Annotated in this window: 21 protein-coding genes and 1 pseudogene; 9 read left to right on the top strand and 13 right to left on the bottom strand. The window is 73.8% G+C overall.

Features of this window, described 5'->3' with window-relative positions; translation table 11 throughout:
• Window positions 1-28 precede the first annotated feature (28 nt).
• Window positions 29-1,093: a uroporphyrinogen decarboxylase gene (hemE, locus tag ABZ956_RS11820; protein ID WP_361890719.1), complete on the top strand. Its 1,065-nt coding sequence runs from the start codon at window positions 29-31 to the stop codon at window positions 1,091-1,093.
• Between the two features lie 96 nt (window positions 1,094-1,189).
• Here hemE and ABZ956_RS11825 read toward each other — a convergent pair whose 3' ends face one another.
• The 3 genes and pseudogenes from ABZ956_RS11825 to ABZ956_RS11835 all read right to left on the bottom strand — a co-directional run bounded on the left by ABZ956_RS11825 (window position 1,190) and on the right by ABZ956_RS11835 (window position 4,258).
• Window positions 1,190-2,566, bottom strand: a complete 1,377-nt coding sequence (locus ABZ956_RS11825) for an FAD-dependent oxidoreductase (RefSeq protein ID WP_361890722.1) — start codon at window positions 2,564-2,566, stop codon at window positions 1,190-1,192.
• A gap of 72 nt (window positions 2,567-2,638) precedes the next feature.
• Window positions 2,639-2,932: pseudogene (locus ABZ956_RS11830) on the bottom strand (protocatechuate 3,4-dioxygenase subunit alpha); the annotation flags it as partial.
• A 132-nt stretch (window positions 2,933-3,064) separates the two neighbouring features.
• On the bottom strand, window positions 3,065-4,258 hold the full coding sequence (locus ABZ956_RS11835) for a thiolase family protein (RefSeq protein WP_361890725.1): 1,194 nt from the start codon (window positions 4,256-4,258) through the stop codon (window positions 3,065-3,067).
• Between the two features lie 111 nt (window positions 4,259-4,369).
• Between ABZ956_RS11835 and hemG the strand changes: the two genes are divergently transcribed.
• Together hemG and hemQ are read left to right on the top strand one after the other, a co-directional pair.
• Complete coding sequence (gene hemG, locus ABZ956_RS11840; protein WP_361890727.1) at window positions 4,370-5,815, top strand: protoporphyrinogen oxidase; 1,446 nt, start codon at window positions 4,370-4,372, stop codon at window positions 5,813-5,815.
• Window positions 5,816-5,820: 5 nt separating this feature from the next.
• Window positions 5,821-6,537: a hydrogen peroxide-dependent heme synthase gene (hemQ, locus tag ABZ956_RS11845; RefSeq protein ID WP_361890729.1), complete on the top strand. Its 717-nt coding sequence runs from the start codon at window positions 5,821-5,823 to the stop codon at window positions 6,535-6,537.
• Between the two features lie 58 nt (window positions 6,538-6,595).
• Here the strand turns inward: hemQ and ABZ956_RS11850 are convergent, their stop codons facing one another.
• Window positions 6,596-8,158 carry an alpha/beta hydrolase gene (locus ABZ956_RS11850; RefSeq protein WP_361890731.1) on the bottom strand — a complete coding sequence of 521 codons (1,563 nt, stop codon included), beginning with the start codon at window positions 8,156-8,158 and terminating at the stop codon, window positions 6,596-6,598.
• Window positions 8,159-8,441: 283 nt separating this feature from the next.
• Between ABZ956_RS11850 and ABZ956_RS11855 the strand changes: the two genes are divergently transcribed.
• On the top strand, window positions 8,442-9,134 hold the full coding sequence (locus ABZ956_RS11855; protein ID WP_361890733.1) for a nuclease-related domain-containing protein: 693 nt from the start codon (window positions 8,442-8,444) through the stop codon (window positions 9,132-9,134).
• A 26-nt stretch (window positions 9,135-9,160) separates the two neighbouring features.
• Here the strand turns inward: ABZ956_RS11855 and ABZ956_RS11860 are convergent, their stop codons facing one another.
• A complete protein-coding gene (locus ABZ956_RS11860; protein ID WP_361890736.1) occupies window positions 9,161-9,562 on the bottom strand; it encodes a BlaI/MecI/CopY family transcriptional regulator in 402 nt (133 codons plus the stop codon).
• Window positions 9,563-9,863: 301 nt separating this feature from the next.
• Between ABZ956_RS11860 and ABZ956_RS11865 the strand changes: the two genes are divergently transcribed.
• A complete protein-coding gene (locus tag ABZ956_RS11865; protein WP_361891435.1) occupies window positions 9,864-11,804 on the top strand; it encodes a transglycosylase domain-containing protein in 1,941 nt (646 codons plus the stop codon).
• 40 nt (window positions 11,805-11,844) lie between these two features.
• Here the strand turns inward: ABZ956_RS11865 and ABZ956_RS11870 are convergent, their stop codons facing one another.
• From ABZ956_RS11870 to zapE, 4 genes are all read right to left on the bottom strand, one after another.
• On the bottom strand, window positions 11,845-13,098 hold the full coding sequence (locus tag ABZ956_RS11870; protein WP_361891437.1) for a hypothetical protein: 1,254 nt from the start codon (window positions 13,096-13,098) through the stop codon (window positions 11,845-11,847).
• Window positions 13,099-13,177: 79 nt separating this feature from the next.
• The gene (locus ABZ956_RS11875; RefSeq protein WP_361890738.1) at window positions 13,178-13,894 is read right to left on the bottom strand and encodes a peptidyl-tRNA hydrolase; all 717 of its coding nucleotides are present in this window, start codon (window positions 13,892-13,894) and stop codon (window positions 13,178-13,180) included.
• 130 nt (window positions 13,895-14,024) lie between these two features.
• Window positions 14,025-14,873 carry a polysaccharide deacetylase family protein gene (locus ABZ956_RS11880; protein ID WP_361890741.1) on the bottom strand — a complete coding sequence of 283 codons (849 nt, stop codon included), beginning with the start codon at window positions 14,871-14,873 and terminating at the stop codon, window positions 14,025-14,027.
• A gap of 167 nt (window positions 14,874-15,040) precedes the next feature.
• Window positions 15,041-16,096 (bottom strand): cell division protein ZapE, encoded by a 1,056-nt coding sequence (gene zapE / locus ABZ956_RS11885; RefSeq protein WP_361891439.1) that lies wholly within the window; start codon window positions 16,094-16,096, stop codon window positions 15,041-15,043.
• 153 nt (window positions 16,097-16,249) lie between these two features.
• On the opposite strand from zapE, the gene ABZ956_RS11890 reads away from it, so the two are divergent.
• The 4 genes from ABZ956_RS11890 to msrB all read left to right on the top strand — a co-directional run bounded on the left by ABZ956_RS11890 (window position 16,250) and on the right by msrB (window position 20,679).
• A complete protein-coding gene (locus ABZ956_RS11890) occupies window positions 16,250-17,035 on the top strand; it encodes a pyrimidine reductase family protein (protein WP_361890744.1) in 786 nt (261 codons plus the stop codon).
• Between the two features lie 160 nt (window positions 17,036-17,195).
• Entirely contained in the window at window positions 17,196-17,681 is a 486-nt protein-coding gene (locus ABZ956_RS11895; protein WP_361890747.1) for an indole-3-glycerol phosphate synthase, read from the top strand.
• Between the two features lie 1,155 nt (window positions 17,682-18,836).
• On the top strand, window positions 18,837-20,231 hold the full coding sequence (murC, locus tag ABZ956_RS11900) for a UDP-N-acetylmuramate--L-alanine ligase (RefSeq protein WP_361890750.1): 1,395 nt from the start codon (window positions 18,837-18,839) through the stop codon (window positions 20,229-20,231).
• 40 nt (window positions 20,232-20,271) lie between these two features.
• Entirely contained in the window at window positions 20,272-20,679 is a 408-nt protein-coding gene (gene msrB, locus ABZ956_RS11905) for a peptide-methionine (R)-S-oxide reductase MsrB (RefSeq protein ID WP_361890753.1), read from the top strand.
• Between the two features lie 30 nt (window positions 20,680-20,709).
• Here the strand turns inward: msrB and ABZ956_RS11910 are convergent, their stop codons facing one another.
• The 4 genes from ABZ956_RS11910 to lpdA form a co-directional block, all read right to left on the bottom strand.
• Window positions 20,710-21,000, bottom strand: coding sequence for a hypothetical protein (locus tag ABZ956_RS11910; protein ID WP_361890756.1), 291 nt, complete (start codon window positions 20,998-21,000; stop codon window positions 20,710-20,712).
• Between the two features lie 53 nt (window positions 21,001-21,053).
• Complete coding sequence (gene treZ / locus ABZ956_RS11915) at window positions 21,054-22,862, bottom strand: malto-oligosyltrehalose trehalohydrolase (RefSeq protein ID WP_361890759.1); 1,809 nt, start codon at window positions 22,860-22,862, stop codon at window positions 21,054-21,056.
• A gap of 45 nt (window positions 22,863-22,907) precedes the next feature.
• Window positions 22,908-23,819 (bottom strand): GNAT family N-acetyltransferase, encoded by a 912-nt coding sequence (locus tag ABZ956_RS11920; protein ID WP_361890762.1) that lies wholly within the window; start codon window positions 23,817-23,819, stop codon window positions 22,908-22,910.
• Between the two features lie 98 nt (window positions 23,820-23,917).
• A complete protein-coding gene (gene lpdA, locus ABZ956_RS11925; RefSeq protein ID WP_361890765.1) occupies window positions 23,918-25,333 on the bottom strand; it encodes a dihydrolipoyl dehydrogenase in 1,416 nt (471 codons plus the stop codon).
• Window positions 25,334-25,420: the final 87 nt, after the last annotated feature.

Below are 25,420 nucleotides of genomic sequence, written 5' to 3' on the forward strand. Positions count from 1 at the left end.
TCGTTCGGCCCGTGCGAAGATTTGGGGCATGAGTGAGCGCAGCCACCAGCAGACCGGCCGCACCGCGGCACACGATTCGGCGTTTATGAGGGCGTGCCGCCGCGAGAGCGTGCCGCACACCCCGGTCTGGTTCATGCGGCAGGCGGGCCGCTCGCTCCCCGAATACCGCAAGGTCCGCGAGGGCATCCCCATGCTGGAGTCCTGCATGCGGCCCGAGCTCGTCACCGAGATCACCCTGCAGCCCGTGCGCCGCCACGGCGTCGACGCCGCGATCTTCTTCAGCGACATCGTCGTGCCCCTCAAGGCCATCGGCGTCGACCTCGACATCAAGCCCGGCGTCGGCCCCGTCGTCGCCGAGCCCGTCCGCACCCGCGCCGACCTCGACCGGCTGCGCGCCCTCGACCCCTCCGACGTCCCCTACGTCACCGAGGCCATCGGCATGCTCACCGCCGAGCTGGGCGCCACCCCGCTGATCGGCTTCGCCGGCGCGCCCTTCACGCTGGCCAGCTACCTCATCGAGGGCGGGCCGTCGCGGACGTACGAGAACACCAAGGCCATGATGTACGGCGACCCCGAGCTGTGGGCCGACCTCGTCGACCGGCTGGCCGGCATCACCTCCGCCTTCCTGCGCGTCCAGATCGAGGCGGGTGCGAGCGCCGTCCAGCTCTTCGACTCCTGGGCCGGCGCCCTCGCCCCGGCCGACTACCGCCGCTACGTCATGCCGGCCTCCCGCAAGGTCTTCGACTCCGTCGCCGGGTACGGCGTGCCGCGCATCCACTTCGGCGTGGGCACCGGCGAGCTGCTCGGCCTGATGGGCGAGGCCGGTGCGGACGTCGTGGGCGTCGACTGGCGCGTCTCCCTGGACGAGGCCGCCCGCCGGGTCGGCCCCGGCAAGGCGCTGCAGGGGAACCTGGACCCGGCCGTCCTCTTCGCCCCGCGCGAGGCGGTCGAGGCGAAGACGGACGAGGTCCTCGCCGCGGCGCGCGGGCTGGAGGGGCACGTCTTCAACCTGGGGCACGGTGTGATGCCGAGCATGGACCCGGACGCGCTCACGCGGCTGGTCGAGTACGTGCACGAGCGCACGGCGCGCTGACCGGGGGCTCCGCCCCCGGACCCCCGGTCCTCAATCGCCGGACGGGCCGAATTTTCCCGGGGCACCTCCCAGCGGTAGCTGGGGGAGGGCAGGGGCTCACTTGGTCGTGGCCACCGCCGACGCCGCGCGCCGCGCCGCCACCAGTACCGGGTCCCACACCGGGGAGAACGGCGGCGCGTAGCCCAGGTCCAGCGCGGTCATCTGATCCACCGTCATACGGGCCGTCAAGGCCACCGCCGCCACGTCCACGCGCTTCGCCGCCCCCTCGCGGCCGACGATCTGAACGCCCAGCAGCCGTCCCGTGCCGTGCTCGGCGAGCATCTTCACCGTCATGGGCCGCGCCCGCGGGTAGTAGCCGGCGCGGCTCGTCGACTCGATCGTGGCCGTGACGAACCGCAGCCCCATGGCCGTGGCCTGGGCCTCCAGCAGGCCGGTACGGGCGATCTCCAGGTCGCAGACCTTGCTGACGGCCGTCCCGACCACGCCCGGGAACGTGGCGTAACCGCCGCCGACGTTCGTGCCGATGACCTGGCCGTGCTTGTTGGCGTGCGTGCCCAGGGCGATGTGCCGGGTACGGCCCGAGACCAGGTCCAGGACCTCGACACAGTCGCCGCCCGCCCAGATGTTGTCGTGGCCGCGCACCCGCATCGCCAGGTCCGTCAGCAGCCCGCCCGACTCGCCGAGCGGCAGCCCCGCGGCGTCGGCCAGGCCCGTCTCGGGGCGTACGCCGAGCCCCAGGACCACCACATCGGCCGGGAACTCCCGGCCGTCCGTGGCGACCGCGGCCACCCGCCCGCCCGGTCCCGTCACGATGCCGGTGACGGCCGTGTCCGTCACCACGTCGATGCCCATGCCGCACATCGCCTCGCGCACCAGCGCGCCCATGTCCGCGTCCAGCGTGGACATCGGCTGCGCCGAGCGCTCGAGAACCGTCACGTCGTACTCCCGCCGGCGCAGGGCCTCGGCCATCTCCACGCCGATGTAGCCGGCGCCGATGACGACCGCGCGGCGGCCCGGCGTGGACCCCAGCGCGTCGAGGAGCGCCTGCCCGTCGTCCAGGGTCTGCACCCCGTGCACGCCCGGCGCGTCGATGCCCTCCAGCGGCGGACGCACCGGGCGGGCCCCGGTCGCCACGACCAGGTCGTCGAAGCCGTGCCACGCCTGTCGGCCCGACGCCAGGTCACGGGCCCGCACCCGCTGCCCGGCCACGTCGATGTCGGTCACCTCGGTCCGCATCCGCAGATCGATGCCGCGTTCGCGGTGCGCCCCGGGCGTCCGGGCGATCAGCGCGTCCGGCCCGTCGACCACGCCCCCGGCCCAGTAGGGGATGCCGCACGCCGAGTACGAGGCGAAGCGGCCGCGCTCGAACGCCGTGATCGCCAGCTGCCCGGGGTCCTTGAGCCTGCGGGCGCGGGAGGCCGCGGACATGCCCGCCGCGTCACCCCCGATGACCACCAGCCGCCGTTGCGCCATCGCGTCGCCGTCCTCTCGCCGGTTGTGCGGCCCACGTTACGAGCCGGATCCCACCTGGAGAAAGAAGCGGAAGTAGACGCGGGTGAACAGGGGGCGCGGCAGGCCGCGGGCGAAGAGGCACAGCGCCAGGTAGGGGGCGCCGCCCGGCAGCAGCGTGCGCAGCGCGTAGTGGCCGTCGCCGCCGGTGGGGACGCGGGCGAAGCCGGTGAAGGCCGCGCCGTCCCGGCGCAGGCTGCCGGGCGCGCCGGACAGTGAGCCGTCCGGGGCCGCCTGCCGGAACTCCGGCAGCGCGTCCGGCACGGGCTCGCCCGCGCCGTCGAGGACGTACCCGTGCACGGTGACGGCCCCGGGGTGCCCGGCGGGGGCGGCGTTCAGGGACGCCGGTGCAGACGGAGGGCGCTGTCATGGGGCTGACCTACCCCCGGCGGGCGGCCCAGGCCCGGGCGATGTCCCGCCGTTCCCGGACCGCGGACCACCCCGGCTACAGGCCGGCGGGGCTCACCGCTCCAGGACGAGTGCCTGTCCCTGCCCCACCCCGATGCACAGCGCGGCGATGCCCGTGCCCGAGCCCGCCGCCGCGAGCTGATGGGCGAGCGAGCCCGCCAGCCGGGCGCCGGAACAGCCCAGCGGGTGGCCGATCGCCAGGGCCCCGCCGCGCGGGTTGACGATGCCCGGGTCCAGGTCCGGCCATTGGGCGAGGCAGCCCAGGGCCTGGGCGGCGAAGGCCTCGTTGAGCTCGACGTGCGTCAGGTCGGCGAAGGTCCGGCCCGCCTTGGCGAGCGCCCGGCGCACGGCCTCGACCGGGCCCAGGCCGTAGAGGTCCGGCTCGATGCCCGTCACCGCCGACGCCCGCACCCGGGCCAGCGGCTCGCGGCCGCACTCCCGCAGCCCCTCCTCGTCGCACAGCAGCAGCGCGGCCGCGCCGTCGTTCAGCGGTGAGGAGTTGCCCGCCGTGACCGTGCCGCCCACCTCCCGGAAGGCCGGCTTCAGCTTGGCCAGCGCCTGCGGGGACGTGGCGTCGCGAATGCACTCGTCCCGCGCGAGGTCCACCCCGGGCAGCGGTACGACCTCGGCGTCGTACGCGCCCTCCGCCCATGCCCGGGCGGCCTTGCCGTGGCTGGCGAACGCGAACGCGTCCTGCTGCTCGCGGGTGATGCCGTGCCGGTCGGCGATGAGCTCGGCGCCCTCGCCGAGGGAGACCGTCCAGCGCGGCGGCATGGCCGGATTGGTCATCCGCCAGCCCAGCGTCGTCGAGTACAGCTCCTGATGCCCGGCCGGAAAGCCCCGCTCCGGCTTCGGCAGCACCCACGGCGCCCGGCTCATCGACTCCACGCCGCCCGCCACCACCACGGACGCGTCGCCGAGGGCGACGGCCCGGTACGCCTGCACGACCGCCTCCATCCCGGAGGCGCACAGCCGGTTGACGGTCGCACCCGGTACGGACACGGGGAGCCCGGCGAGCAGCACGGCCATGCGGGCCACGTTGCGGTTCTCCTCGCCGGCGCCGTTGGCGTTGCCCAGGACGACGTCGTCGATGCGGGCCGGATCCAGCCCGGGCGACCGCCCGGCCAGGGCCCGCAGCACGTGCGCGGCGAGGTCGTCGGGGCGTACGGACGCCAGGGCGCCGCCGTACTTGCCGACCGGGGTACGGACGGCGTCGACGATGTACACATCCCGGATGCGGTCGCTCATGGGGTCTCCGTAAACGTTCGGGTGATCGTGTCGCGCGAGTCTCGGCCGGGTGCCGGGCGGTGTCAATGGGGTGCCGACGGCCCTGTCATGGGGATTTGAGACAGTGGGGCCATGAGCTCAGCGCACTCTCCCTCGCGGCACGTGGTGGTCATCGGCGGCGGCATCTCGGGGCTGGCGGCGGCCCACCGGCTGCTGGAGGGCGGGGCGCGCGTGACCGTCCTGGAGGCGTCCGGTCGCCTCGGCGGCAAGCTGCGCGCCGGGGAGATCGCGGGCATGCCCGTGGACCTGGGCGCCGAGTCGATGCTCGCGCGGCGGCCGGAGGCAGTCGCCCTGGCCCGCGCGGTCGGGCTCGGAGACCGGCTGCGGCCGCCCTCCGCCACCGCCATGATCTGGAGCCGGGGCGAGCTCAGGCCGCTGCCCACGGGCCACATGATGGGCGTGCCCGGCGACCTCGGCGCGCTGACCGCCTCCGGCGTGCTCTCGGCCGAGGGCCTGGCCCGCATCGCCCGGGACGAGGAACTGCCGCCCACCGAGCTCGGCGAGGACGTCGCGATCGGCGGTTACGTCGCCGAGCGCATGGGCCGCGAGGTCGTCGACCGGCTGGTGGAGCCGCTCCTGGGCGGCGTCTACGCCGGTGACGCCTACCGCATCTCCCTGCGGACGGCCGTGCCCCAGCTCTTCGAGGCCGCCCGGACGCACGGCACGCTCACCGCGGCCGTACGGGCGCTGCAGGCCCGGGCAGCGGCCGCGCCCCAGCAGGGCGGACCGGTCTTCCTGGGCATCGAGGGCGGCATCGGGGAGCTGCCGCTCGCCGTCGCCGCCGCGATCCGGGCCCGGGGCGGGGTGATCCGGACCGACGCGCCCGTGACGGAGATCGCGCCCGCCGGCGAGGGCTGGCTGGTCGAGGTCGAGGACGAGACGCTGCCGGCGGACGCCGTCGTCGTCGCCACCCCCGCGCACGACGCGGCGCGCATCATCGCCCGCGCGGCGCGCGCCCGGGGCGCGGGTGCCGCCGTCGACGCCCTCGTCGATGTGGAGTACGCCTCCATGGCGCTGGTCACCATGGCCTTCCGCCGCTCCGAGGTCGAGGGCCTGCTGCACGGCAGCGGCTTCCTCGTGCCCCCGGTCGACGGCCGGAAGATCAAGGCGTCCACCTTCTCCAGCAACAAGTGGCGCTGGAACGCCGACGCCGACCCGGACCTGTTCGTCCTGCGCACCTCGATCGGGCGGTTCGGTGACGAGGAGGACCTCGGGCGCGAGGACGCCGAGCTGGTGGCGATGTCGCTGAAGGACCTCGGCGACGCCGTGGGCCTCGCGGCCGCCCCGGTGGCCACCCGCGTCACCCGCTGGGACGCCGGGCTGCCGCAGTACCCGGTGGGCCACCTCGAGCGGGTGGCGCGCATCCGCGAACACATCGCCCGCCTGCCCGGCCTGCGGGTCTGCGGCGCGGTCTACGACGGCGTGGGCATCCCGGCCTGCGTGGGCAGCGGCCACCGCGCGGCCGACGAGCTTCTCGCGACCCTGGCCGAGGGCGCGGGGGACGACAGGGGAGAATAGGAACCATGACTGACGCCCCCGTGAAGACCCCGAACGCCGGCAAGAAGGCCAAGGACCTCAACGAGGTCATCCGCTACACCCTCTGGTCGGTGTTCAAGCTGCGCGACGTGCTGCCGCAGGACCGCGCCGGCTGGGCCGACGAGGTCGAGGAGCTCTTCGACCGGCTCGCCGAGAAGGACGTCACGGTCCGCGGTACGTACGACCTCTCGGGGCTGCGGGCCGACGCGGACGTGATGATCTGGTGGCACTCCGAGACCTCGGACGCCCTCCAGGACGCGTACAACCTCTTCCGCCGCACGAAGCTGGGCCGCGCGCTGGAGCCGGTCTGGTCGAACATGGCGCTGCACCGTCCGGCCGAGTTCAACAAGTCGCACATCCCGGCGTTCCTCGCCGACGAGACGCCGCGCGACTACGTCAGCGTGTACCCCTTCGTGCGCTCGTACGACTGGTACCTGCTGCCCGACGAGGACCGCCGCCGCATGCTCGCCGACCACGGCAAGATGGCCCGCGGCTACCCGGACGTCCGGGCCAACACGGTCGCCTCGTTCTCGCTGGGCGACTACGAGTGGATCCTGGCCTTCGAGGCCAACGACCTCTACCGCATCGTCGACCTCATGCGTCACCTGCGCGCTTCCGAGGCCCGCATGCACGTGCGCGAAGAGGTGCCGTTCTACACCGGTCGCCGCAAGGCCGTGGCCGACCTGGTGGCCGGGCTCGCCTGAGGTTCGCGGAGGTTCGCGGCGGACGGCGGGCGCCCCGTGGGGTGCCCGCCGGCCGCCGTCAGGCCGTCGCGCGCGGCTGCGGGCGTGGTGAGCAGTACGTGCGCCGGGCCGGGAGGTCGCCGCCGAGCAGGTAGGCCTCCAGGTAGTCGTTGACGCAGGCGTTGGGTCCGCCGCCGATGCCGTGCGTGCCGGCGCCCCGCTCGGTGACCAGGACCGAGCCCGCGATCCGGCGCTGGAGCTCGAGTGCGCCCTTGTACGGCGTGGCCGCGTCCTTCTCGGCGGCCAGCATCAGCGTGGGCGGCAGGCCGGACCGCCGGGCCACCTTCACATCGAGCGGCCGCTGCCGGGGGCCCTGCCAGAACGCGCACGGCAGGTTCATGAAGGCGTTGCTCCACGTCTCGAACGGGGCCTTGCGGGCCAGCTTGGAGTTGTCGCGGTCCCACACCGGCCAGGAGCGCGGCCAGAACGCGTCGTTGCACTCGACGATGGTGTAGACAGCGTTCTCGTTCTCGGCGGCCCGCGCCGAGCCCGCGTCGGGCGCGGCCAGCGCGATCAGCGGTTTGTCGTCGCCGCGCAGATACGCCGACAGCGCGCGGGCGTCGCGTGCCCAGTGGCTGTCGGAGTAGCCGGCCTTCAGGAAGGCGCCCTGCATCTGGCCGGGCCCCACGGTGCCGCCGGCCGGCTGCTTCTCGAGCCGTTTGCTCGCCTTCTCGTACGCGGCCAGCACCTCCTGCGCCGTGCGGCCCAGGTGGTAGACCGCGTGGTGCTTGGCCACCCAGCGCCGCCAGTCCGCCCAGCGCCGTTCGAAGGCCGCCGACTGGTCGAGGTTGTTGCCGTACCAGATCTTGCGGGGGTCGGGGTTGACGATGCTGTCGAAGACCATGCGGCGTACGTGCGTGGGGAAGAGCGCGGCGTACAGGGCGCCGAAGTAGGTGCCGTAGGACGCCCCCATGAAGTTCAGCTTCCGCTCGCCCAGCGCGGCCCGCAGGACGTCGAGGTCCCGGGCGTTGTTGAGGCTGGTGAAGTGCCGCATGGCGGTGCCGTTCTTGCGGGCGCAGCCCCGGGCGTAGGCGCGGGCCTTGGCCAGCTGCCGTTTCTTGTAGGCGGCGCTGGGGTGGTGCGGGGCCAGGGTGGGGCCCTTGACGAAGCCGGCCGCGTCCACGCAGGACAGCGGGGCGGAGCGGCCGACGCCGCGTGGGGCGTAGCCGATCAGGTCGTAGGCGTCGGCGACGTTGCGCCACTGGGGGAGGCCGGCGAGCAGGGGGTAGAACATGCCGTTGCCCCCGGGGCCGCCGGGGTTGAAGACGATCGCCCCCTGCCGGCCCGCGCCCCCTTCGGTGGCGCGCGCACGGCTGACGGTGAGGCGGATGTGTTTGCCGCGCGGGTGGGCGTAGTCCAGTGGTACGGACACGGTGCCGCACTCCACGGAGCCGTTCAGGCCCTCGACGGCGGGGCAGGTGCCGAAGTCGATGCCCTTGGCGGCGGCCTGCCGGGCCGCGAGGGCCACCCCGCGGGTTTCGGCGAGGCCGGGGTCCAGGGCGTGGGCGGGGGTGGCGGGGAGGCCGGTGAGTCCGGTGAGGATCAGGGATCCGATGGTTCCGTACAGGGCTGCTGCTCTCACTGGGCCCTATCCCTTCAATATGCAATGCGGCAAAAGGGATAATTAGGTCGCCAGTTGGTGAAGTAAAGCACCATGGCGCGATGTCGGACGGGAAGCGCCCGAACGCGCCAGCGACCCGCGAGCCCCCTCGCCGGCCCGGCCGACGATGGGCCCGGGGCGGGTCCGGGCATGGCGGAGGCCCCGCGGTCGGGGGGATGTCGCGGGGCCTCACGCGTTCCAACGGGCGGACGAATGGGTTGGTTCCCGCGCTTCTGCGGCAATATGGCGGGTGGGGGTGATGGGCGTGGGCGAGCGGCCGGAATCGAAGAGGGGCGCGGACGGAAGGCGCTACGACCCGGAAAGGCTCTTCCTGCCTCCCGACGACGACCTCGCGCCGAACCGGCCCGGGGAGATGCTGCGCGCCCGGCTCGAGGCGTCCCGTACCGGCCGCGTCCGGCTGACGCTCGCCAGGCTCCTGGGCCGCCGGCCCGTGGAGGACCACTGGCGGGGGGCGCTGGCCGCGGAGCAGCTCGTCGGGGCGGCGCTGGAGGGGCTGGCGGCGGGCGGCTGGGAGGTGGTGCACTCGATCGTCCTGCCGGGGGACGCGGTGATCCCCCACCTGCTGATCGGCCCCGGTGGGGTCTTCAACGTCGAGGCGGAGCCGGTGCGTGAGGCGCGGGTGGAGGTGGGGCGCGACCTCGCGCCCGGGGCGGCGGGGGAGCGGCGGCCCTGCCCGTACGTCCGCCGGGTCCGGCACAGCGCGGCACGGTCCTCGCTGGTGCTCTCGCGGGGCTGCGGCTTCCTGGTGACCGTCCGGCCGGTCCTGGTGCTGGTCGGCGCGAAGGACGTCGAAGTGGCGGCCTCGCTGGAGGACGTGCGGGTACTGCGGGAGGAGGAGGTCGCCGGGCTCGGCGCGCTCGGTGGCGTCCTCCACCCGGACCGGGTGGACCGTATCCACACCGTGGCGCGCGACCGGCGCGTCTGGCTGCGCGCCTGAGGTGCCCGGCGCGTGCCCCGGGCCGGCTAGCGGGCGCGGGGTACGCCGCCGGAGAGCAGCTGCCGCAGCAGCGCCTCGTCCTCCTCGCCCAGGCCGTCGGCGAAGCGGGTCAGCACGGCCTCGCGGTCGGTGCGGCCGTCGAGGACCTTGTGCATCCGGCGGGCGGCGAGGCCGGCCTCGTCGGTGAGTGGCGCGTAGGCGTAGGCGCGGCCGCGGGGGGTGCGGGTGAGCACCTCCTTGGCGTGCAGCCGCGACAGGATCGTCACCACGGTGCTGTACGTCAGCTCGCCCGGGAGCGTGGCCTGGACCTCGCGGGGGGTCAGCGGTGCGCCCGCCCTCTGCAGTGCGGCGAGAACCTCGCCCTCCAGTGCTCCGCTCGCCCTGCGCCGGCCCTGGCGCACGACACCGGCGGGTGTGGCCGCTTCCATGTGTCCGATGATCCTTCTGCTGATCCCGCTGATTTTCTCTTTACCTCTACAGGAGTGTAAAGGAATCGGACGGTTTTCAACGATCTGACGGATCTTCAGATTCCGTTTATGGCAGACTCCGGGAATATCGAACTGGAATATATCGAGCGGCAGACGCAGCGACGGACGTTCGGACGAGGTCAGGTCATCGGTGGTCGAAAAACAACATAGCGGGGCACGTGCCCGCATAACCCGCATAAAGCCCACCCCTGCGCGTGGCCGCCGACGGCGTGACACCCCTCGCCGTGCCCTGGTGGGGCGCCTGCGTCCCGCCTACCCCCGGCCGGGGCGGACCGGCTTCCGCCGCTGGATACCCTCCTGGCGTCAGACGCTCGGGCTCTTCGGCGCCGTGGCCGGCACGCTCACCGCCCTCGTCGCGATCATGTACGCGCGCACCGAGATACCCGCCGACCTCAACGCCTTCGCCACCCAGCAGGACAACGTCTACTACTGGGCCGACGGCTCCGAGATGGCCCGCACGGGTCCGGTCGACCGCCAGGAAGCGGCCCTGGACAAGATCCCCGAGAAGGTGCGCTGGGCGGCACTCGCCGCCGAGAACGAGACCTTCTACTCCGACAGCGGCGTCTCGCCCAGCGGCATGATGCGCGCCGTCACCAAGATGGTCAGCGGCGGTGACCGGCAGGGCGGCTCCACCATCACCCAGCAGTACGTGAAGAACGCCTACCTGAACCAGCAGCAGACCTTCAGCCGCAAGCTCACCGAGATGTTCATCGCCATCAAGCTCGACAACAAGATGAGCAAATCGGACATCCTGCAGGGCTACCTCAACACCAGCTGGTACGGGCGCGGCAGCTACGGCATCCAGCGCGCCGCCCACGCCTACTACGGCAAGGACGTCTCCCAGCTCGACGTGAGCGAAGGGGCGATGCTGGCCTCCCTGCTCAAGGGCGCCGCCCTGTACGACCCGGCGATCAGCGCCAAGAACCACGAGCGCGCCGTCGAGCGCTGGAACTGGATCCTGGACCGCATGGTCGCCATCGGCAGGCTCTCGCCGCGGGAGCGGGCCACGTACACGAGGTTCCCCGAGCCCAAGGCCCCGCCCAAGCCCGTCGGCCTCAACGGCCAGACCGGCTACCTCGTCGACACCGCCCGCGCCTATGTCAGCGCCCACACCGACGTCTCCGACGCCGACTTCGACCTCGGCGGCTACCAGATCCGCACCACCTTCGAAAAGCCCCGGGTCGAGGCGCTCGCCAAGGCCGTCGCCGACGTACGCCAGGGACTCGAACCCGGCACCCGGGACGCGGACAAGCACGTCCGCTTCGGCGCCGCCTCCGTCTCCACCGACGGGCGCATCCTCGCCCTCTACGGTGGCCCCGACTACCTCAAGCAGGGCTTCAACGACGCCAACTCCACCGTCGTCCCCGCCGGCACCGCCTTCGGCCCCTTCGTCTACGCCGCCGCCCTCCGCGACGGCATCCAGCGCGAACGCGGCGGCCCGCGCACGCCCGTGACCCCCGCCAGCGTCTACGACGGCAACGACAAGGTGGCCGTGCGCACGCCGGAGGGCCCGTACTGGGACCGCTCCGGGAAGATCGTGAAGGCCGTCAACGACGGCAACAAGTCCTGGGGGAAGATCTCGCTCAAGGAGGCGGTCGCGCAGTCCGTCAACTCCCCGATCATGCAGCTGGGCATGGACGTGGGCCTGGAGCGGGTGCGCGGCACGGCGGTGCGGACCGGCCTGCTCGCCGAGAGCATGGGCACCCAGGTGCCCGCCTTCTCCCTCGGCACCAGCACCCCCAGCCCCATCCGCATGGCCGGCGCGTACGCCACCTTCGCCGCCAAGGGCATGCACAGCGAGCCGTACTCCGTCGACAAGCTCAGCCGCAACGGCGACGCCGTCGCCGTCGGAAAGCCCACCCCCGCCCGCGCCCTGCCCGCGGGGGTGGCCGCGTCCGTCGACGACGCGCTGCGCGAGGCCGTGCGGCGCGGCACCGGCACGGTCGCGAAGGGGGCCGGGCCCGACGCGGCGGGCAAGACCGGCACCGGCCCGGGCAACAAGTCCGCCTGGTTCGTCGGCTACCGCGGCACCACGTCCACCGCCGTCTCGCTCTTCCGCATCGACCCCGCCTCGCAGGAACTGCTTCCGCTGGACGGCGTGGGCGGCGCGGCGAAGTCGGCCACCGGGAGCACGTACCCGATCGACATCTGGACGCGGTACATGGGCAAGCCCGGAAACTGACGGCACGCGGGCCCGCCCCCTCGGGAGGCGGGCCCGGGGGCTACTTGATGAAAGTCTTCCAGTCCGGCGCCTGCGCGGGGTCCAGGCTCCGCAGCTTCGCCAGCACCTTCGGGTCCTGGGCGTCCAGCCAGTCGGCCACCTGCCGGAAGGACACGCACCGCACCCCGTCCCGGCGGCAGACGTCCTTCATGACCTCCTCCATGGCCTTCATATAGATCCCCCCGTTCCAGGTCTCGAAGTGGTTGCCTATGAACAGCGGGGCCCGGCTGCCGTTGTAGACCCGCTCGAAGCCGTTGAGGTAACCCTCCTTGGTGAGCCTCAGCCACTCCGGGCGCTTGGCGGGATCACCGTTGGTGTTGTCACCGGACTGGTTGTAGAGGAAGTTGAAGTCCATCGAGAGCACCTGGCGCTCGCTCTTCGGATACGGCAGCAGTTGCAGCGGGAAATTCCAGATGCCGTCGATCTTCGACGGCCACAACTGGAAGTCGCCGGGCGAGCTGGCGTCATAGCGCCAGCCGAGGGACTTCGCCGCCGGTATCAGGGTCTTCTGCCCTTCCAGGCACGGGGCGCGGCCGCCCACGAGCTCCTTCTTGTAGTCGAAGGGCAGCGGGTCGACATCCTTGAAGCCGGTGTTGGTCTTCCAGTTCTGCACGAACGAATAGGACTGCGCTATCTCCTTCTTCCATTCGTCCGTGGTCCACTCACCGCCCCCGCCCTTGCCGCAGAAGTGGCCGTTGAAATGCGTGCCTATCTCGTTGCCCTCCAGCCACGCGCCGCGCAGCTGCTCCAGGGTGTCCTTGATGTGGGCGTCGGAGGTGAAGTCGATGGCCGCCTCGCCCGGCTTGTGCCGGGGCGGCTCGTACTTCTTCCGGTCCGCCTTCGGCAGCAGGTAGATGCCCGTCAGGAAGTACGTCATCTGCGCGTTGTTCTGGCGGGCGACCCGGCGGAAGTGGGAGAAGAGCTTGTCGTCGTTCTCCAGCGCGCCGTCCCAGGAGAAGACGACGAATTGCGGCGGCTTCTCGCCCGGCTTCAGCTTCTCCGGCTTGGCCACCTTCGGCTGCGGACCGGTATAGGACGTCGAGCCGTCCCCGAGGACGTGGACCTTTCCGTCCCACTTCTCTTCCGGCTTCTTGCCGTCGTCGGCTCCGCTCCCGCTCCCGCCCTCGTCCCGGGAGGGGGAGGAGGCCGCTCCGGCCTCCTTCTTACGGTCGTCCCCGCCGGAATCCCCGCGCGTCAGCCCGGCAACGAGTGCCACTGCCACACACACGGAGGCCAGAGCCGTCGCGCCGTACAGAGACTTCGTCGCACTGTACACAGGCTTCTTCGACAACTTCGTACTCCCTGGCGCCAGTACACATGTTCAGGCGCCAGTATCACAGGCCCATATGACAGATCCGTAGCAAAGGGTGGTCCGCGACCACCGTGCACGAGCCGGGAGCGATCTCCGTGAACCCGGCATCCCGCACCACCGGCAGGCCGCTCGTCGTCAGCTCCGCCCACCGGCCGGGCTCCGCCGTCCGCACCGACAGCGGGAAGCCGGCCGCGCGCCAGGCCGCCCGCGCCGCCCCGTCCAGGCCCCACCACGCCAGCTGCGCGCCGTGCCCGGCCTGCGCCATGGCCTTGCCCGCCGACATCTCCAGGGCCGGGTTCAGCCACAGCACCGGCACGGTGTCCTCCGGCGCGGCCGGCGGCGCCGGGTCGTCCAGGTCGGTGCCCGACACCTGCAGTTTGACCAGTTCCCTGGGCCAGCCGTCCAGCGGTACGGGCGGGAAGACCCGCACCTGGGCGCTCTCGCCGGTCACCGTGATGCCCGGCAGCGCCGACGCCTTGCGCCACTCCGCGCCCCGCGCCCTGCGCACGACCTTGCGGATCCTGGCGTCCTGCCAGTCCCGCACGGCCCGGGCCCAGGCACCGTCCTCCTCGGTGGCCCGCTCGTCCGACAGCAGCGCCAGAACCGCGCGGGCCGCCGTCTGGAGCGCGTCGGTCCGCGCGGGGGGCGCCGTCTTCTCGATCCGCACCACGAGCGGCAGGACGAACTGCGGTGCCTCGTCGCGGGGATCCTGGTCCCGGGGAGTGTCAGTGCTGGTCACGCACCTAGTCTGCCAGCCGCACCGCGCGACCCCACCGCCCGCCACCGTGGGGCGCATGAGACTGAGGGGGATCGGGCGCCGCTACGCCGTGGCCTGCGCGGTGAGCGCGCGCCGGGGGTGACGCGGGGGCCTACGGGCGCCCGGCGGCACCGATCAGGTCGGAGACCCGCACGAACTCGTAGCCCTTGGCCCGCAGCTCCGGCACGATGCGCCGCACCGCCTCCTCGGTGGTGGGCGCCGCGCTGCGCGTGCAGTGCATCACCACGACCGAGCCGGGCTTGACCTGGGAGATCACCTGCGCGGCCACGGGCGCGGCCTGCTTGGCGAAGGCGTCGCCGCTGATGACGTCCCACTGCACGGCCGTCACCTTCGCGGGGCCGGTCTCCCGCAGCGCCGCCGCGTCGTGGCAGCCGCCGGGGAAGCGGAAGTACGGCACCACGCGCTCGGCGCCGGCGTGCCGGAAGGAGGCGAAGGCGCGCTCGATGTCGGCGCCGGCCGTGCCGCGGGCGACGGCGGGCAGGCCGTAGCAGGGCGTGGCGAAGGCGTGGTGGCTGTAGGAGTGGTTGGCGACCTCGAAGAGCGGGTCGGTGCCGATGGACCGGGCCTGGTCCGGGTACTGCTCGGCCCACCTGCCGGTCATGAAGACGGTCGCGGGCACCTTCAGCCGGCGCAGGGTCCCGATCAGCGCGGGGTTGTCGAAGCGCTCCCCGCGTGCCGCGCGCGGGCCCTGGTCCACCGTCATGTCGGCGTCGAAGGTGAGCGCGACGCGCTTGCCGCCGTCACGCCTGCCGTGCGAGAAGACCGGGGTGGCGCCACCGGGGCCGGGCGGGAGGGTGGGGGCGGTGGTGACGGACGGGGCGGGGGCTTGGGGAGCCGACGCGGTAGGGGCGGGCTTGGCGCTGCCGGGGCCGCCGCAGGCGGTCAGGGCGCAGCACAGCAGGGCCGCGCCGGCGAGTGCGGCGCGCGAGGGTCGGAGCATGAGCCGAATCCTCCCCGATCCCGCCCCTTCCCGAACCGGGGCTCCGCCCCGGACCCCGGTCCTCAAGCTCCCCCAGCTACCGCTGGGAGGTGCCCCCAGACGGGCTGAAAACCAGCCCGTCCGGCGCTTGAGGACACCGCGCGCAGCGCGGTCCAGGGGCGCAACCCCTACGCGTCGACAAGCCCCTTCGCATCGCGCGCCAGCGCGGTGAGGCGGGAGATGGCCCGGAAGTACTTCTTGCGGTAGCCGCCGTTCAGCATCTCCTCGCTGAACAGCTCGTCGAAGGGCCGTCCCGACGCCAGCACCGGCACCTCACGGTCGTAGAGCCGGTCGGCCAGGACCACCAGGCGCAGGGCCGTCGACTGGTCCGGCACCGGTGTGACGCCCGTCAGGCACACGGCGCGGACGCCGTCGCACATGGCGCCGTAGCGGCTCGGGTGGACCTTGGACAGGTGCTCCAGGAGGGCGGGGAACGCGTCGAGCGAGGCGCCCTCGGTGCGGTGCGCCGCGCGCTCGACGGTTTCGTCGTCGTACGGGGCCGGGGCCTGCGGCAGGCCGCGGTGGCGGTAGTCCTCGCCGTCGATGCGCAGCGGGCGGAAGTGGGCGGACAGGCCCTGGATCTCCCGCAGGAAGTCGGCGGCGGCGAACCGGCCCTCGCCGAGCTTGCCGGGCAGCGTGTTGGAGGTGGCGGCGAGCGCCACGCCCGCGTCGACGAGCTTGCCCAGCAGGGTGGAGACCAGGACCGTGTCGCCCGGGTCGTCGAGCTCGAACTCGTCGATGCACAGCAGGGTGTGATGGCTGAGCGTCTGTACGGTCTGCTGGAAGCCGAGCGCGCCGACGAGGTTGGTCAGCTCGACGAAGGTGCCGAAGGCCTTCTGCTCGGGCGCGGCCGCGGTGGCGTGCCACAGGGAGGCCAGCAGGTGGGTCTTGCCGACGCCGTAGCCGCCGTCGAGGTAGACGCCGCGCGGGCCGGCGGGGGCGGCGGGCCTGCTCTCGCGCCGGAACCAGCGCTTGCGGCCGGTGCCGCTCGCGGCGCCGCCGCCGAGCCCGGCCGCGAAGCCGCCCAGGACCGTGACGGCCTCGGCCTGGCTGGGCTGGTTCGGGTCGGGGATGTAGTTGTCGAACCGCACCGAGCCGAACCGCGGCGGGGGCACCATCTCGGCGACCAGGCGGTCGGCCGGTACGTGCGGGGCGCGTGAGGTCAGCGCGAGGGGCTGCCGCACGGCCGCGCCCTGTCCGGCTGTGGGACCGGGGGCGGCGGAGCCGGCGGCTGCGGTGGACGGTGATGCGGTGGAGGACGACACAGCTGTCCAGCGTAGCCCCGGAAGCGGGAGGAGGCCGTCCCGCGCGGGGCGAGCCATGTCACACTGCGGCCTATGCGACGCCTGTTCCCCTCTCCGCTGCACCCCCGTGACCTCGAAGACCGTGAATGGGGGCTGGACGAGCTCGCCGCCCTCTACGCCTACCCGGACGCGGCCGCGGAGGCCGGGGGCGGCGCGCGGCCGTGGCTGCGGGCCAACATGGTCTCCTCGCTCGACGGCGCGGCCCATCACGAGGGTCGCTCGCAGCCGCTGTCCTCCGCCGCCGACATGCGGATCTTCGGCACGCTGCGAGGCCTGGCCGACGCGGTGGTGGTGGGGGCCGAGACCGTACGGCAGGAGGGCTACCGGCCCGCGCGGGCCCGTGAGGCGTTCGCGGCGCGGCGCGCGGCGCTCGGGCAGGGGCCCGCGCCCGTCATGGCGGTGGTGAGCGCGGGGCTCGACCTGGACTTCTCGCTTCCGCTCTTCACCTCGCCGCTCGTGCCGACCCTCGTGCTGACCGGCGCGGACGCGCCGGCGGAGCGGGTGGCCGCGGCCCGTGCGGCGGGGGCCGAGGTCGTCGTGGCGGGGGAGGGGCGCGGCGTGGACCCCGCCCGGGTGCCCGGGGTGCTGGCCGCGCGGGGGCTGACGCGGCTGCTGACGGAGGGCGGGCCGCGGCTGCTGGGACAGTTCGCCTCGGCGCGGGTACTGGACGAGATGTGCCTGTCGCTGGCGCCGGTGGTCGCCACCGGTACGGCGCCCCGGATCATGGCGGGGCCGCCGCTGGCGGTGCCGGAACGGTTCGTTCTCGATTCCTTGCTGGAGGACGGCGGGTTTCTCTTCACCCGCTACCGAAGGATCTGACAATCGGCGGAATTTGCCGTTCCGGTTTGCTTCCGGTGGGCAGAATTGAGTCAGACGCTCCCCCGAGGGCACAGGATCAAAACAGGCGGGCTCATGGGGAGCACGCGCAGGATGGTTTCTGTTGGGCCCGGTCGGCCCACGTAGGAGAAGGGCCCTCACCGTGTTCACGAGCGTATTGATGATCGAGCAGCCGCTGTCCGCCGCGGATGTCGACTTCGTCACGACCCTTCACGACGACGACATGTCCTTCGTGGTCCTCATGCGGCCCCGCGGGGACGAGGACCGGCTGCTGCGCGCGATCGACGACGTGGCCCTGGGCGAGCTGGAGCAGGCCGTCCACGAGGCCGACGAACCCGAGGGCGAGGAGGCCCTGCGGCCCGCCGCCCTCGCCCTGGAGCACTCCCTGCAGAGCCTGCGGGCGGCCGGCTGCGAGGCCGTCGGCCAGATCATCGACAAGCACCCGCTGGACCTGCTGCGGTCCGTGGTCGAGCAGACCCACGCCGACGAGGTGATCGTGCTGACCGCCCCCCACCTGGTGGAGGAGTTCTTCCACCGCGACTGGGCCTCGCGCGCCCGCCACAAGGTCGGCGTGCCCGTCCTGAAGCTCTACGCCCACGCCGACGAGGACGAAACCGGCGAGGAGTAAGCCCGGCCCGACGCCCGGGCACCACCACCGCGACCCCGGCCGCCAGCTCCACGCCCGCGCGCCGCGCCATGGCCCACCAGGGTCACCACCGGCCGCACGGCGGGCAGCGCGGCCCGGCCCGGCGCGACCGCGCCGGCCTCGGCCAGGCCCCCCGCGTCCGGGCGTGGCAGCAGTCGCCGCCACCGCCCGTGGCCCCGGAGGCCGGGCCTCGGCCTGCCGTCCGACGGGCGCGGGCGCCCGCCGGGCAGCGCGCCGGCGACGTCCACGCGCCGGTGCCCGCCGCCCGGCAGCTGAAGCGGACGAGGACTCCGTCGGCCCGGCGGGCCTGACCGACTCCAGCGGTGGCGCCGTGCGCCCGCGTCGACAGCCGCACCGCAGCCGACGCGGCGCGCCTGCGCGTCCCCGCCCCGAGGTGCCCTCTCGGCCGGCCGCACTGCGGTCGGCGCGGCGCGGCGCGGCCCCGCCCGGCGCCCCCGCCCCGACGCGCCCCCGACCGCCTTGGCCACGCCCCCCGCGTCCGGGCGCGGCAGCGTCGCCGCCTGCCCGTGGCCCCGGCGGCCGGGCCTCGGGCTGTCGTCCGACGGGTGCGGGCGCCCGCTGGGCAGCGCGCCGGCGGCGTTCATGCCCCGTGCCCGCCACCCAGCAGCTGAAGCGGACGAGGACTCCGTCGGCCCGGCGGGCCTGACCGGCTCCAGCGGCGGTGTGCCGTGGCGCCCGCGTCGAGAGCCGCACTGCGGCCGGCGCGGCCCGGCGCGCCAGCGCCGCGTGCCCGCCCGGGCCGTGGTCCACCAGCGTCACCGACGGCCTGCCGGGCAGCGCGCGGCGACTGCCCGGCAGCTGAAGCGGACGACGACTCCGCCGGCCAGAGCGGGCCTGACCGACTCCAGCGGTGGCGCGCCGTGCGCCCGCGTCGAGAGCCGCACTGCGGCCAGCACGGTCCGGCATGGGCCGGCGCGGCGCCCCCGCCCCCACGCGCCCCCGCCCGCCACGGTCACGCCCCCCCCGCGTCCAGGCGCGGCAGCGTCGCCGCCACCGCCCGCCGCCCCGGCGGCCGGGCCTCGGGCTGGCGTCCGACGGGCGCGGGCCGTGTCGGCGGTGGCGGGTGCGACAATCGGTGGGCTGTAGTCGCACCACGAACCCCAGGGAGCACCGCATATGGCACCGGCCGTCCCCACGACGATGGACCGACCGCACTTCATCGGCATCGGCGGCGCCGGAATGTCGGGCATCGCGAAGATCCTCGCCCAGCGGGGCGCGGCCGTCGCGGGCAGCGACGCGAAGGAGTCCGCTACCGCCGGTGCGCTGCGCGAGCTCGGCGCCACCGTGCACATCGGGCACGCGGCCGGCCATCTGGCCGAGGACGCCAGCTGCGTCGTCGTCTCCAGCGCCATCCGCGCCGACAACCCCGAGCTGGCCGCCGCCGCCGAGCGCGGCATCCCGGTCGTCCACCGCTCGGACGCGCTCGCCCGCCTGATGGACGGCCTGCGTCCGATCGCCGTCGCCGGCACGCACGGCAAGACGACCACGACGTCCATGCTCGCCGTCTCCCTCGACGCCCTCGGCCTGCAGCCGTCGTACGCCATCGGCGGCGACCTCGACGGCCCCGGCTCCAACGCCCGGCACGGCAGCGGCGAGATCTTCGTCGCCGAGGCGGACGAGAGCGACCGCAGCTTCCACAAGTACGCGCCCGAGGTCGCGATCATCCTCAACGTGGAGCTCGACCACCACGCGAACTACGCGTCGATGGAGGAGATCTACGAGTCGTTCGAGACCTTCGTCGGCCGGATCCGTCCCGGCGGCACGCTCGTGGTCTCCGCCGACCAGGCCGGCGCCCGTGAGCTCACCGAGCGCGTCTCCGGCCGCCACGACATCGAGGTCGTCACCTACGGCGAGGCCGAGGACGCCGACGTCCGCGTCCTGAAGGTCAACCCGCGCGGCCTGGCCAGCGAGGTCACCGTCCTGCTGAACGGCAAGATGCTGACGTTCGCGGTCTCCGTCCCCGGCAGCCACTACGCGCACAACGCCGTCGCCGCCCTCGCCGCGGGTGTCGCCCTCGGCATCCCCGCGCACAACCTCGCCTCCGCCCTCGGCAAGTACACCGGCGTCAAGCGCCGTCTGCAGCTCAAGGGCGAGGCGGGCGGCGTGCAGGTCATCGACTCCTACGCGCACCACCCCACCGAGATGACCGCCGACCTCGAGGCCATCCGCGGTGCCGCCGACGGCTCCCGGGTGCTCGTGGTCTTCCAGCCGCACCTGTTCTCCCGCACCCAGGAGCTGGGCACGGAGATGGGCCAGGCCCTCGCGCTCGCCGACGCCTCCGTGGTCCTGGACATCTACCCGGCCCGCGAGGACCCGATCCCCGGCATCACCAGCGCCCTGATCATCGACGCGGCCGAGAGCAGCGGCGCCCAGGTGCGCGCCGAGCACGACATGGCCGCCGTCCCGGACGTCGTCGCGGGAATGGCCCGCCCCGGCGATCTTGTTCTGACCATGGGAGCGGGCGATGTGACGGACCTCGGTCCGCGCATCCTGGCCCGCCTGGAGAGCTGACACCGGCAGGACACCAACAGGAACGGAAGGAACGCGCGACATGGCGTACGAGGTCGAGAAGACGGACGAGCAGTGGCGCGCGGAGCTGACCCCGGCGGAGTACCAGGTACTGCGCCGGGCCGGCACCGAACCCGCCTTCCGCGGTGAGTACACCGACACCAGGACGGCCGGCGTGTACGCCTGCCGGGCCTGCGGCGCGGAGTTGTTCCGGTCGACCGAGAAGTTCGAGAGCCACTGCGGCTGGCCGAGTTTCTTCGACCCCAAGGACAGCTCCGCCGTCGAGCTGGTCGAGGACCGCTCCCACGGCATGATCCGCACCGAGGTCCGCTGCGCCCGCTGCGGCTCGCACCTGGGCCATGTCTTCGAGGGCGAGGGCTACCCCACCCCCACGGACCAGCGGTACTGCATCAACTCCATCTCCCTGCGCCTGGAGCCGGCGGAGAGCTGAGCCGGCGCCCGGCGCCGGGCCGCGGGGCCCCTACTTCACTGCCGCCAGGCCCTTCTTCAGGTCGTCCGCGTTCATCACCGGGGACAGCTCTATCTCGGCCTCCATCTCGAGGAAGAGCTGCTCGCAGATGGCGGGCAGCTGCGAGGAGTCCTGCATGTCGAAGACCATGAGGCAGGTGCGGCCGCCGTCCAGCGGTGCGAAGTAGGCGGCCTCGGGGTGCAGCTGCTGCATCAGCCCCTCGACGACCTTCGACAACGTGCCGTTGCGGTACGCCTCGTTCCCTACGTGGGTGTCCATCCGGGCCCGCAGAAGTGTGCGCATGACCCTCACTCCTTCGGCGCGGCGCGCCGCACCCGGCGCCGACGGACCAGCGCTCACGAAGGAGCGGTCACGCCCCTTCCAGCGTCCCCCCGGCCCTCGGGGGGACGCAACCGCCCACCGCACCGCAGCACGGCGGCCGACTCCGCCGGCAGCGTCAGCACCCCGTCCCCGGCGGGGAGGTCCACCGGCCGCCAGGCGGCCAGGACCTCCGTGCCGGCCGGGCCGGTGCCGGCCGGCACGGACGCGGGCCGCCCGCCGAGGTTGACGGCGACGAGCAACGGGCCGCGCCGGAAGGCGACCGTGCCCTCGTCCGTCACCGTCAGCGACCCGTACGCCCACCGGGGGTCCGTCAGCGCCGGCTCCGCGTGCCGCAGGGCGATCAGCCGCCGGTGCCAGTCGAGCAGCGCGCGGTGCGGGGCGCGCTCCGGTTCGTCCCAGTCCAGGCAGGAGCGCTCGCGCGTCGCCGGGTCCTGGGGGTCGGGGATCTCCTCCGCCGGCCAGCCGTGTGCCGCGAACTCCCGCCGCCGGCCCGCCCGTATCGCCTCGGCCAGGCCGGGGTCGGTGTGGTCGGTGAAGTACTGCCAGGGCGTGCGGGCGCCCCACTCCTCGCCCATGAACAGCATCGGCGTGAAGGGCGCGCACAGCACGAGCGTCGCCGCGCACGCCAGCAGCCCGGGGGACAGGCGGGAGGACAGCCGGTCGCCCAGGGCCCGGTTGCCGATCTGGTCGTGGGTCTGGGCGTAGCCCAGCAGCCGGTACGCGGGCGTGGTGCGGGTGTCCAGGGGGTGCCCGTGGTGGCGGCCCCGGAAGGTGGAGTACGTGCCGTCGTGGAAGAAGCCGGACCGCAGCGTCTTGCCCAGGGCCCCGGCCGGGTCGGCGGCGAAGTCGGCGTAGTACCCGGCCGACTCGCCGGTCAGCGCGGCGTGCAGGGCGTGATGGAAGTCGTCGTTCCACTGGGCATGCAGGCCCAGGCCCCCGGCCTGGCGGGGGGTGGTGGTGGCGGGGTCGTTCAGGTCGGACTCGGCGATCAGGAACAGGGGCCGCCCCAGCCGCCCGGCCAGGGCGTCGACCGCGCCCGACAGCTCCGCGAGGAAGTGCTTGGGCGAGGTGTCGGCCAGGGCGTGCACCGCGTCCAGCCGCAGCCCGTCCAGCCGGTAGTCGCGCAGCCAGGCCAGCGCACTGCCCGTCAGATACGCGCGCACCTCCGCCGATCCGGGCGCGTCGAGGTTGACGGCCGCACCCCAGGGCGTGTGATGGGTGTCGGTGAAGTACGGGCCGAAGGCGGGCAGATGGTTGCCCGACGGGCCGAGATGGTTGTGCACCACGTCGAGGACCACGCCCAGGCCCAGCCCGTGGGCCGCGTCCACGAAGCGCCGCAGCCCGTCCGGGCCGCCGTACGGCTCGTGCACGGCCCACGGCGCCACACCGTCGTACCCCCAGCCGTGCCGGCCCGGGAACGGGCAGACGGGCATCAGCTCCACATGGGTGACGCCCAAGTCCGCCAGGTGACCGAGCCGTTGGGCGGCGGCGTCGAAGGTGCCCTCGCGGGTGTACGTGCCGATGTGCAGCTCGTAGAGCACCGCGCCCTGAAGGGGCCGGCCCGGCCAGTCGTGCCGCCAGGCGAAGCGGGAGAAGTCGACGACGGCGCCGGGCGCTTCGGGGCCGTCCGGCAGGCGGCGGGCGCGGGGGTCGGGCAGGACGGGCCCGCCGTCCAGCGCGAAGCCGTAGCGGCTGCCGTCGCCCGCCGGCGCCTCGCACCGCCACCACCCGCGGCGGGCCGGGTCGGCCGTCATGACGTACGTCCTCGCGTCCGCCCACAGCACGGCCTGCCCGGCCTTCGGTGCCCACACCTCGAACAGCACGGTCGGCTCCTCTCGACGAAAGGAGTTTCCCCCGCGTCGCGCCGGTTACGGCACCAGGTCGATGCGTTCCTGACTGACGGGGTAGCCCGCCCGCGCGAACGCGGCCGCCATCGGGAAGTTGCCCTGGTCGGTCGCGGCCGCGATCCGGGCGGCGCCCTCGGCCACCAGGTCATGGGTGCACTCCACGAGCAGGTCGTAGGCGTAGCCGTGGCCGCGCTGCCCGGGGAGCACGCCGATGTAGCCGACGCACGGCCCGTTGGGGTTGCGGGCGGGCACCTGGATGCCGACCGGCTCGCCGTCGGGCGTGAAGGCCAGCTTCCACCACTCGCGGGGCGAGGGCAGCCAGCCGAGGAAGCCCATGGCGTCGTCGAGGGCCGCCTCCAGGCCGCGCTCGGCGATGTTCGTGCGATCGCGCTCGTCCAGCGTGCCCTCCATCGTGCGGCGTACGACGTCCCGTACGACCGCGTCGTCGGGCTCCGGCCGGAACACCAGCCGCCCCGGGCGCGCGGGCAGTCCGCACTCGGGCGTCCACTCGTAGCGGTACCGCTCGACCAGGGGCCTCAGCCCGCCCGCGGCCGCCGCCGCGAGCCGGCCCTCGGCGGCGGCCCGCAGCTCGGGCACCTCCCGCCACCCGGACGGCACCAGCAGGCTGAACTCCGCCCGGAACGGCGCGGTCCGCAGCAGGTGGGCGGCCGCCTCCTCCTCGCCCTCGGCGAAGTCGAACCAGTCGAGGGCCTTGGGTGAGACGTCGTCCGGAGCGCCCCACCAGGCGGCACGGGCGACGACCCGGCCGTCACGCAGCGCCACCCAGGTCCAGTCGGGGCGGTACTCCCCGCCCTCGTGAACGGGCACATAGGTGTGACCGAAGGCGGCGCGGCCGACCAGGCCGGGGTCGGGCAGGGAGGAGAAAAGCGCGGTGTCGTGCTCGGTGAGCGCGCGGACGACCAACTCGGGCATGAAGCTCCTTAGGAGGGATGGCTCCGGCACCGTAGGCCACCCCACCGCCCACGTCGAACGCTTTTACGGCGCACCGCGGTCGGCGGCGCGCCGCCCGCTCACTGCTGGTGCAGCCCGCGCCCGGCCAGCGACAGCATGACCTCGCCGACCGCCTCCGAGAGGGTGGGGTGCGGATGGATGTGCTGTGCCACGTCCGCCGCCTCGGCGTCCCAGCCCACGGTCAGCTGACTCTCGGCGATCATCTCCGACACGTGCGGGCCCACCAGATGCACGCCCAGCACCCGGCCGCCGTCCTCCTCGGCGACCACCTTCACCACGCCGCCCTGCCCGTGCACCATGCCCTTGGCGACGGCCGTCAGCGGCATCGAGTTGACCCGCACCGCGTGACCCCGCTCGCGTGCCCCGGCCTCCGACAGCCCGACGGAGGCGGTCTGCGGGCTGGAGTAGGTGACGCGCGGTACGGCGGCGTAGTCGACGGGGCGCGGCGCGAGCCCGGCGAGGGTCTCGGCGACCAGCAGCCCCTCGGCGAACGAGGCGTGCGCCAGGCCGAGCGAGGGCGGCGGCAGCAGGTCGCCGACCACGTGGACGCCCGGCACCGCCGTCTCCAGCCGCGACCAGTCGGCGGGGACGACGAAGCCGCGCGCGTCCGTCGCCAGCCCCGCCGCCTCGAGCCCCAGCCCGTCGGTGACCGGCACCCGGCCCACCGCCACCAGCAGCCGGTCCGCGCGCAGTTCGCGCGCCTCGCCGCGTGCGGTGCGCACCGTGGCCCGTACGCCGCCGGCCACCGCGCGCGCCCCCTCCAGCCGCGCGCCCACCTGGACGTCGATGCCGCGCTTCTTCAGACCGCGCGTCAGATAGCGGCTGACCTCGGCGTCCTCCAGGGGCAGCAGCCGCTCGGCGGCCTCCACCAAGGTCACCGCGGCCCCCATCGAGCGGTGCAGCGAGGCGTACTCGACGCCGATCGCCCCACCGCCCAGCACCAGCACCGAACCCGGCAGGCCCGGCGCGAACAGCGCGTCGTCGCTGGTGACGACCCGGTCGCCGTCCGGCTCCAGGCCCGGCAGGGTGCGCGGCCGCGAGCCGGTGGCCAGGACGACGCCGCGCCGGGCCCGCCACCGCGTGCCCGCCTCCTTGCCCGACTCGACGCGCACGCTCCGGGCGTCCGTCAGCGCGGCCGAGCCGCGCACCACCCGCACCCCCGCATGGGAGAGATGGCCCTCCACCCCACGGTGGTTGCGGGAGACGATGTCGTCACGGGTCGCGGTCAGGGCCGTCCAGTCGATGGAGTCGAGGGTCGCCTTCACGCCCCAGCGCTCGCGAGCCTCCGCGATGCCGTCCACCAGCTCCGCCGCGTGCAGCATGGCCTTGCTCGGTATGCAGCCGCGGTGCAGGCACGTACCGCCCACCAGGTCGCGCTCGGCGAGGACGACGTCCAGGCCGAGGGCGGCGGCGCGCAGCGCGGTGCTGTACCCGCCGGTACCGCCGCCGATAACGATGACATCTGTCTCATGCATGTCCTCACCCTCCGCCCGCCGGGGATCATGAGTCCAACGCAATGTTTCGATCGAACCGATGAAGGCTCTTCATCGGTTCGCGAGGTG

This window comes from Streptomyces sp. NPDC046261, assembly GCF_040646235.1.
In the GTDB taxonomy this organism is placed as follows: Bacteria; Actinomycetota; Actinomycetes; order Streptomycetales; family Streptomycetaceae; genus Streptomyces.

Coding starts and splice junctions, on each gene's coding strand:
- ABZ956_RS11910 (WP_361890756.1), bottom strand. CDS start 21,000: ATGCGCACACTTCTGCGGGCCCGGATGGACACCCACGTAGGGAACGAG.
- hemE (WP_361890719.1), top strand. CDS start 29: ATGAGTGAGCGCAGCCACCAGCAGACCGGCCGCACCGCGGCACACGAT.
- ABZ956_RS11880 (WP_361890741.1), bottom strand. CDS start 14,873: ATGCTCCGACCCTCGCGCGCCGCACTCGCCGGCGCGGCCCTGCTGTGC.
- hemQ (WP_361890729.1), top strand. CDS start 5,821: ATGACTGACGCCCCCGTGAAGACCCCGAACGCCGGCAAGAAGGCCAAG.
- ABZ956_RS11860 (WP_361890736.1), bottom strand. CDS start 9,562: ATGGAAGCGGCCACACCCGCCGGTGTCGTGCGCCAGGGCCGGCGCAGG.
- ABZ956_RS11825 (WP_361890722.1), bottom strand. CDS start 2,566: ATGGCGCAACGGCGGCTGGTGGTCATCGGGGGTGACGCGGCGGGCATG.
- msrB (WP_361890753.1), top strand. CDS start 20,272: ATGGCGTACGAGGTCGAGAAGACGGACGAGCAGTGGCGCGCGGAGCTG.
- lpdA (WP_361890765.1), bottom strand. CDS start 25,333: ATGCATGAGACAGATGTCATCGTTATCGGCGGCGGTACCGGCGGGTAC.
- ABZ956_RS11890 (WP_361890744.1), top strand. CDS start 16,250: ATGCGACGCCTGTTCCCCTCTCCGCTGCACCCCCGTGACCTCGAAGAC.
- hemG (WP_361890727.1), top strand. CDS start 4,370: ATGAGCTCAGCGCACTCTCCCTCGCGGCACGTGGTGGTCATCGGCGGC.
- murC (WP_361890750.1), top strand. CDS start 18,837: ATGGCACCGGCCGTCCCCACGACGATGGACCGACCGCACTTCATCGGC.
- ABZ956_RS11835 (WP_361890725.1), bottom strand. CDS start 4,258: ATGAGCGACCGCATCCGGGATGTGTACATCGTCGACGCCGTCCGTACC.
- ABZ956_RS11920 (WP_361890762.1), bottom strand. CDS start 23,819: ATGCCCGAGTTGGTCGTCCGCGCGCTCACCGAGCACGACACCGCGCTT.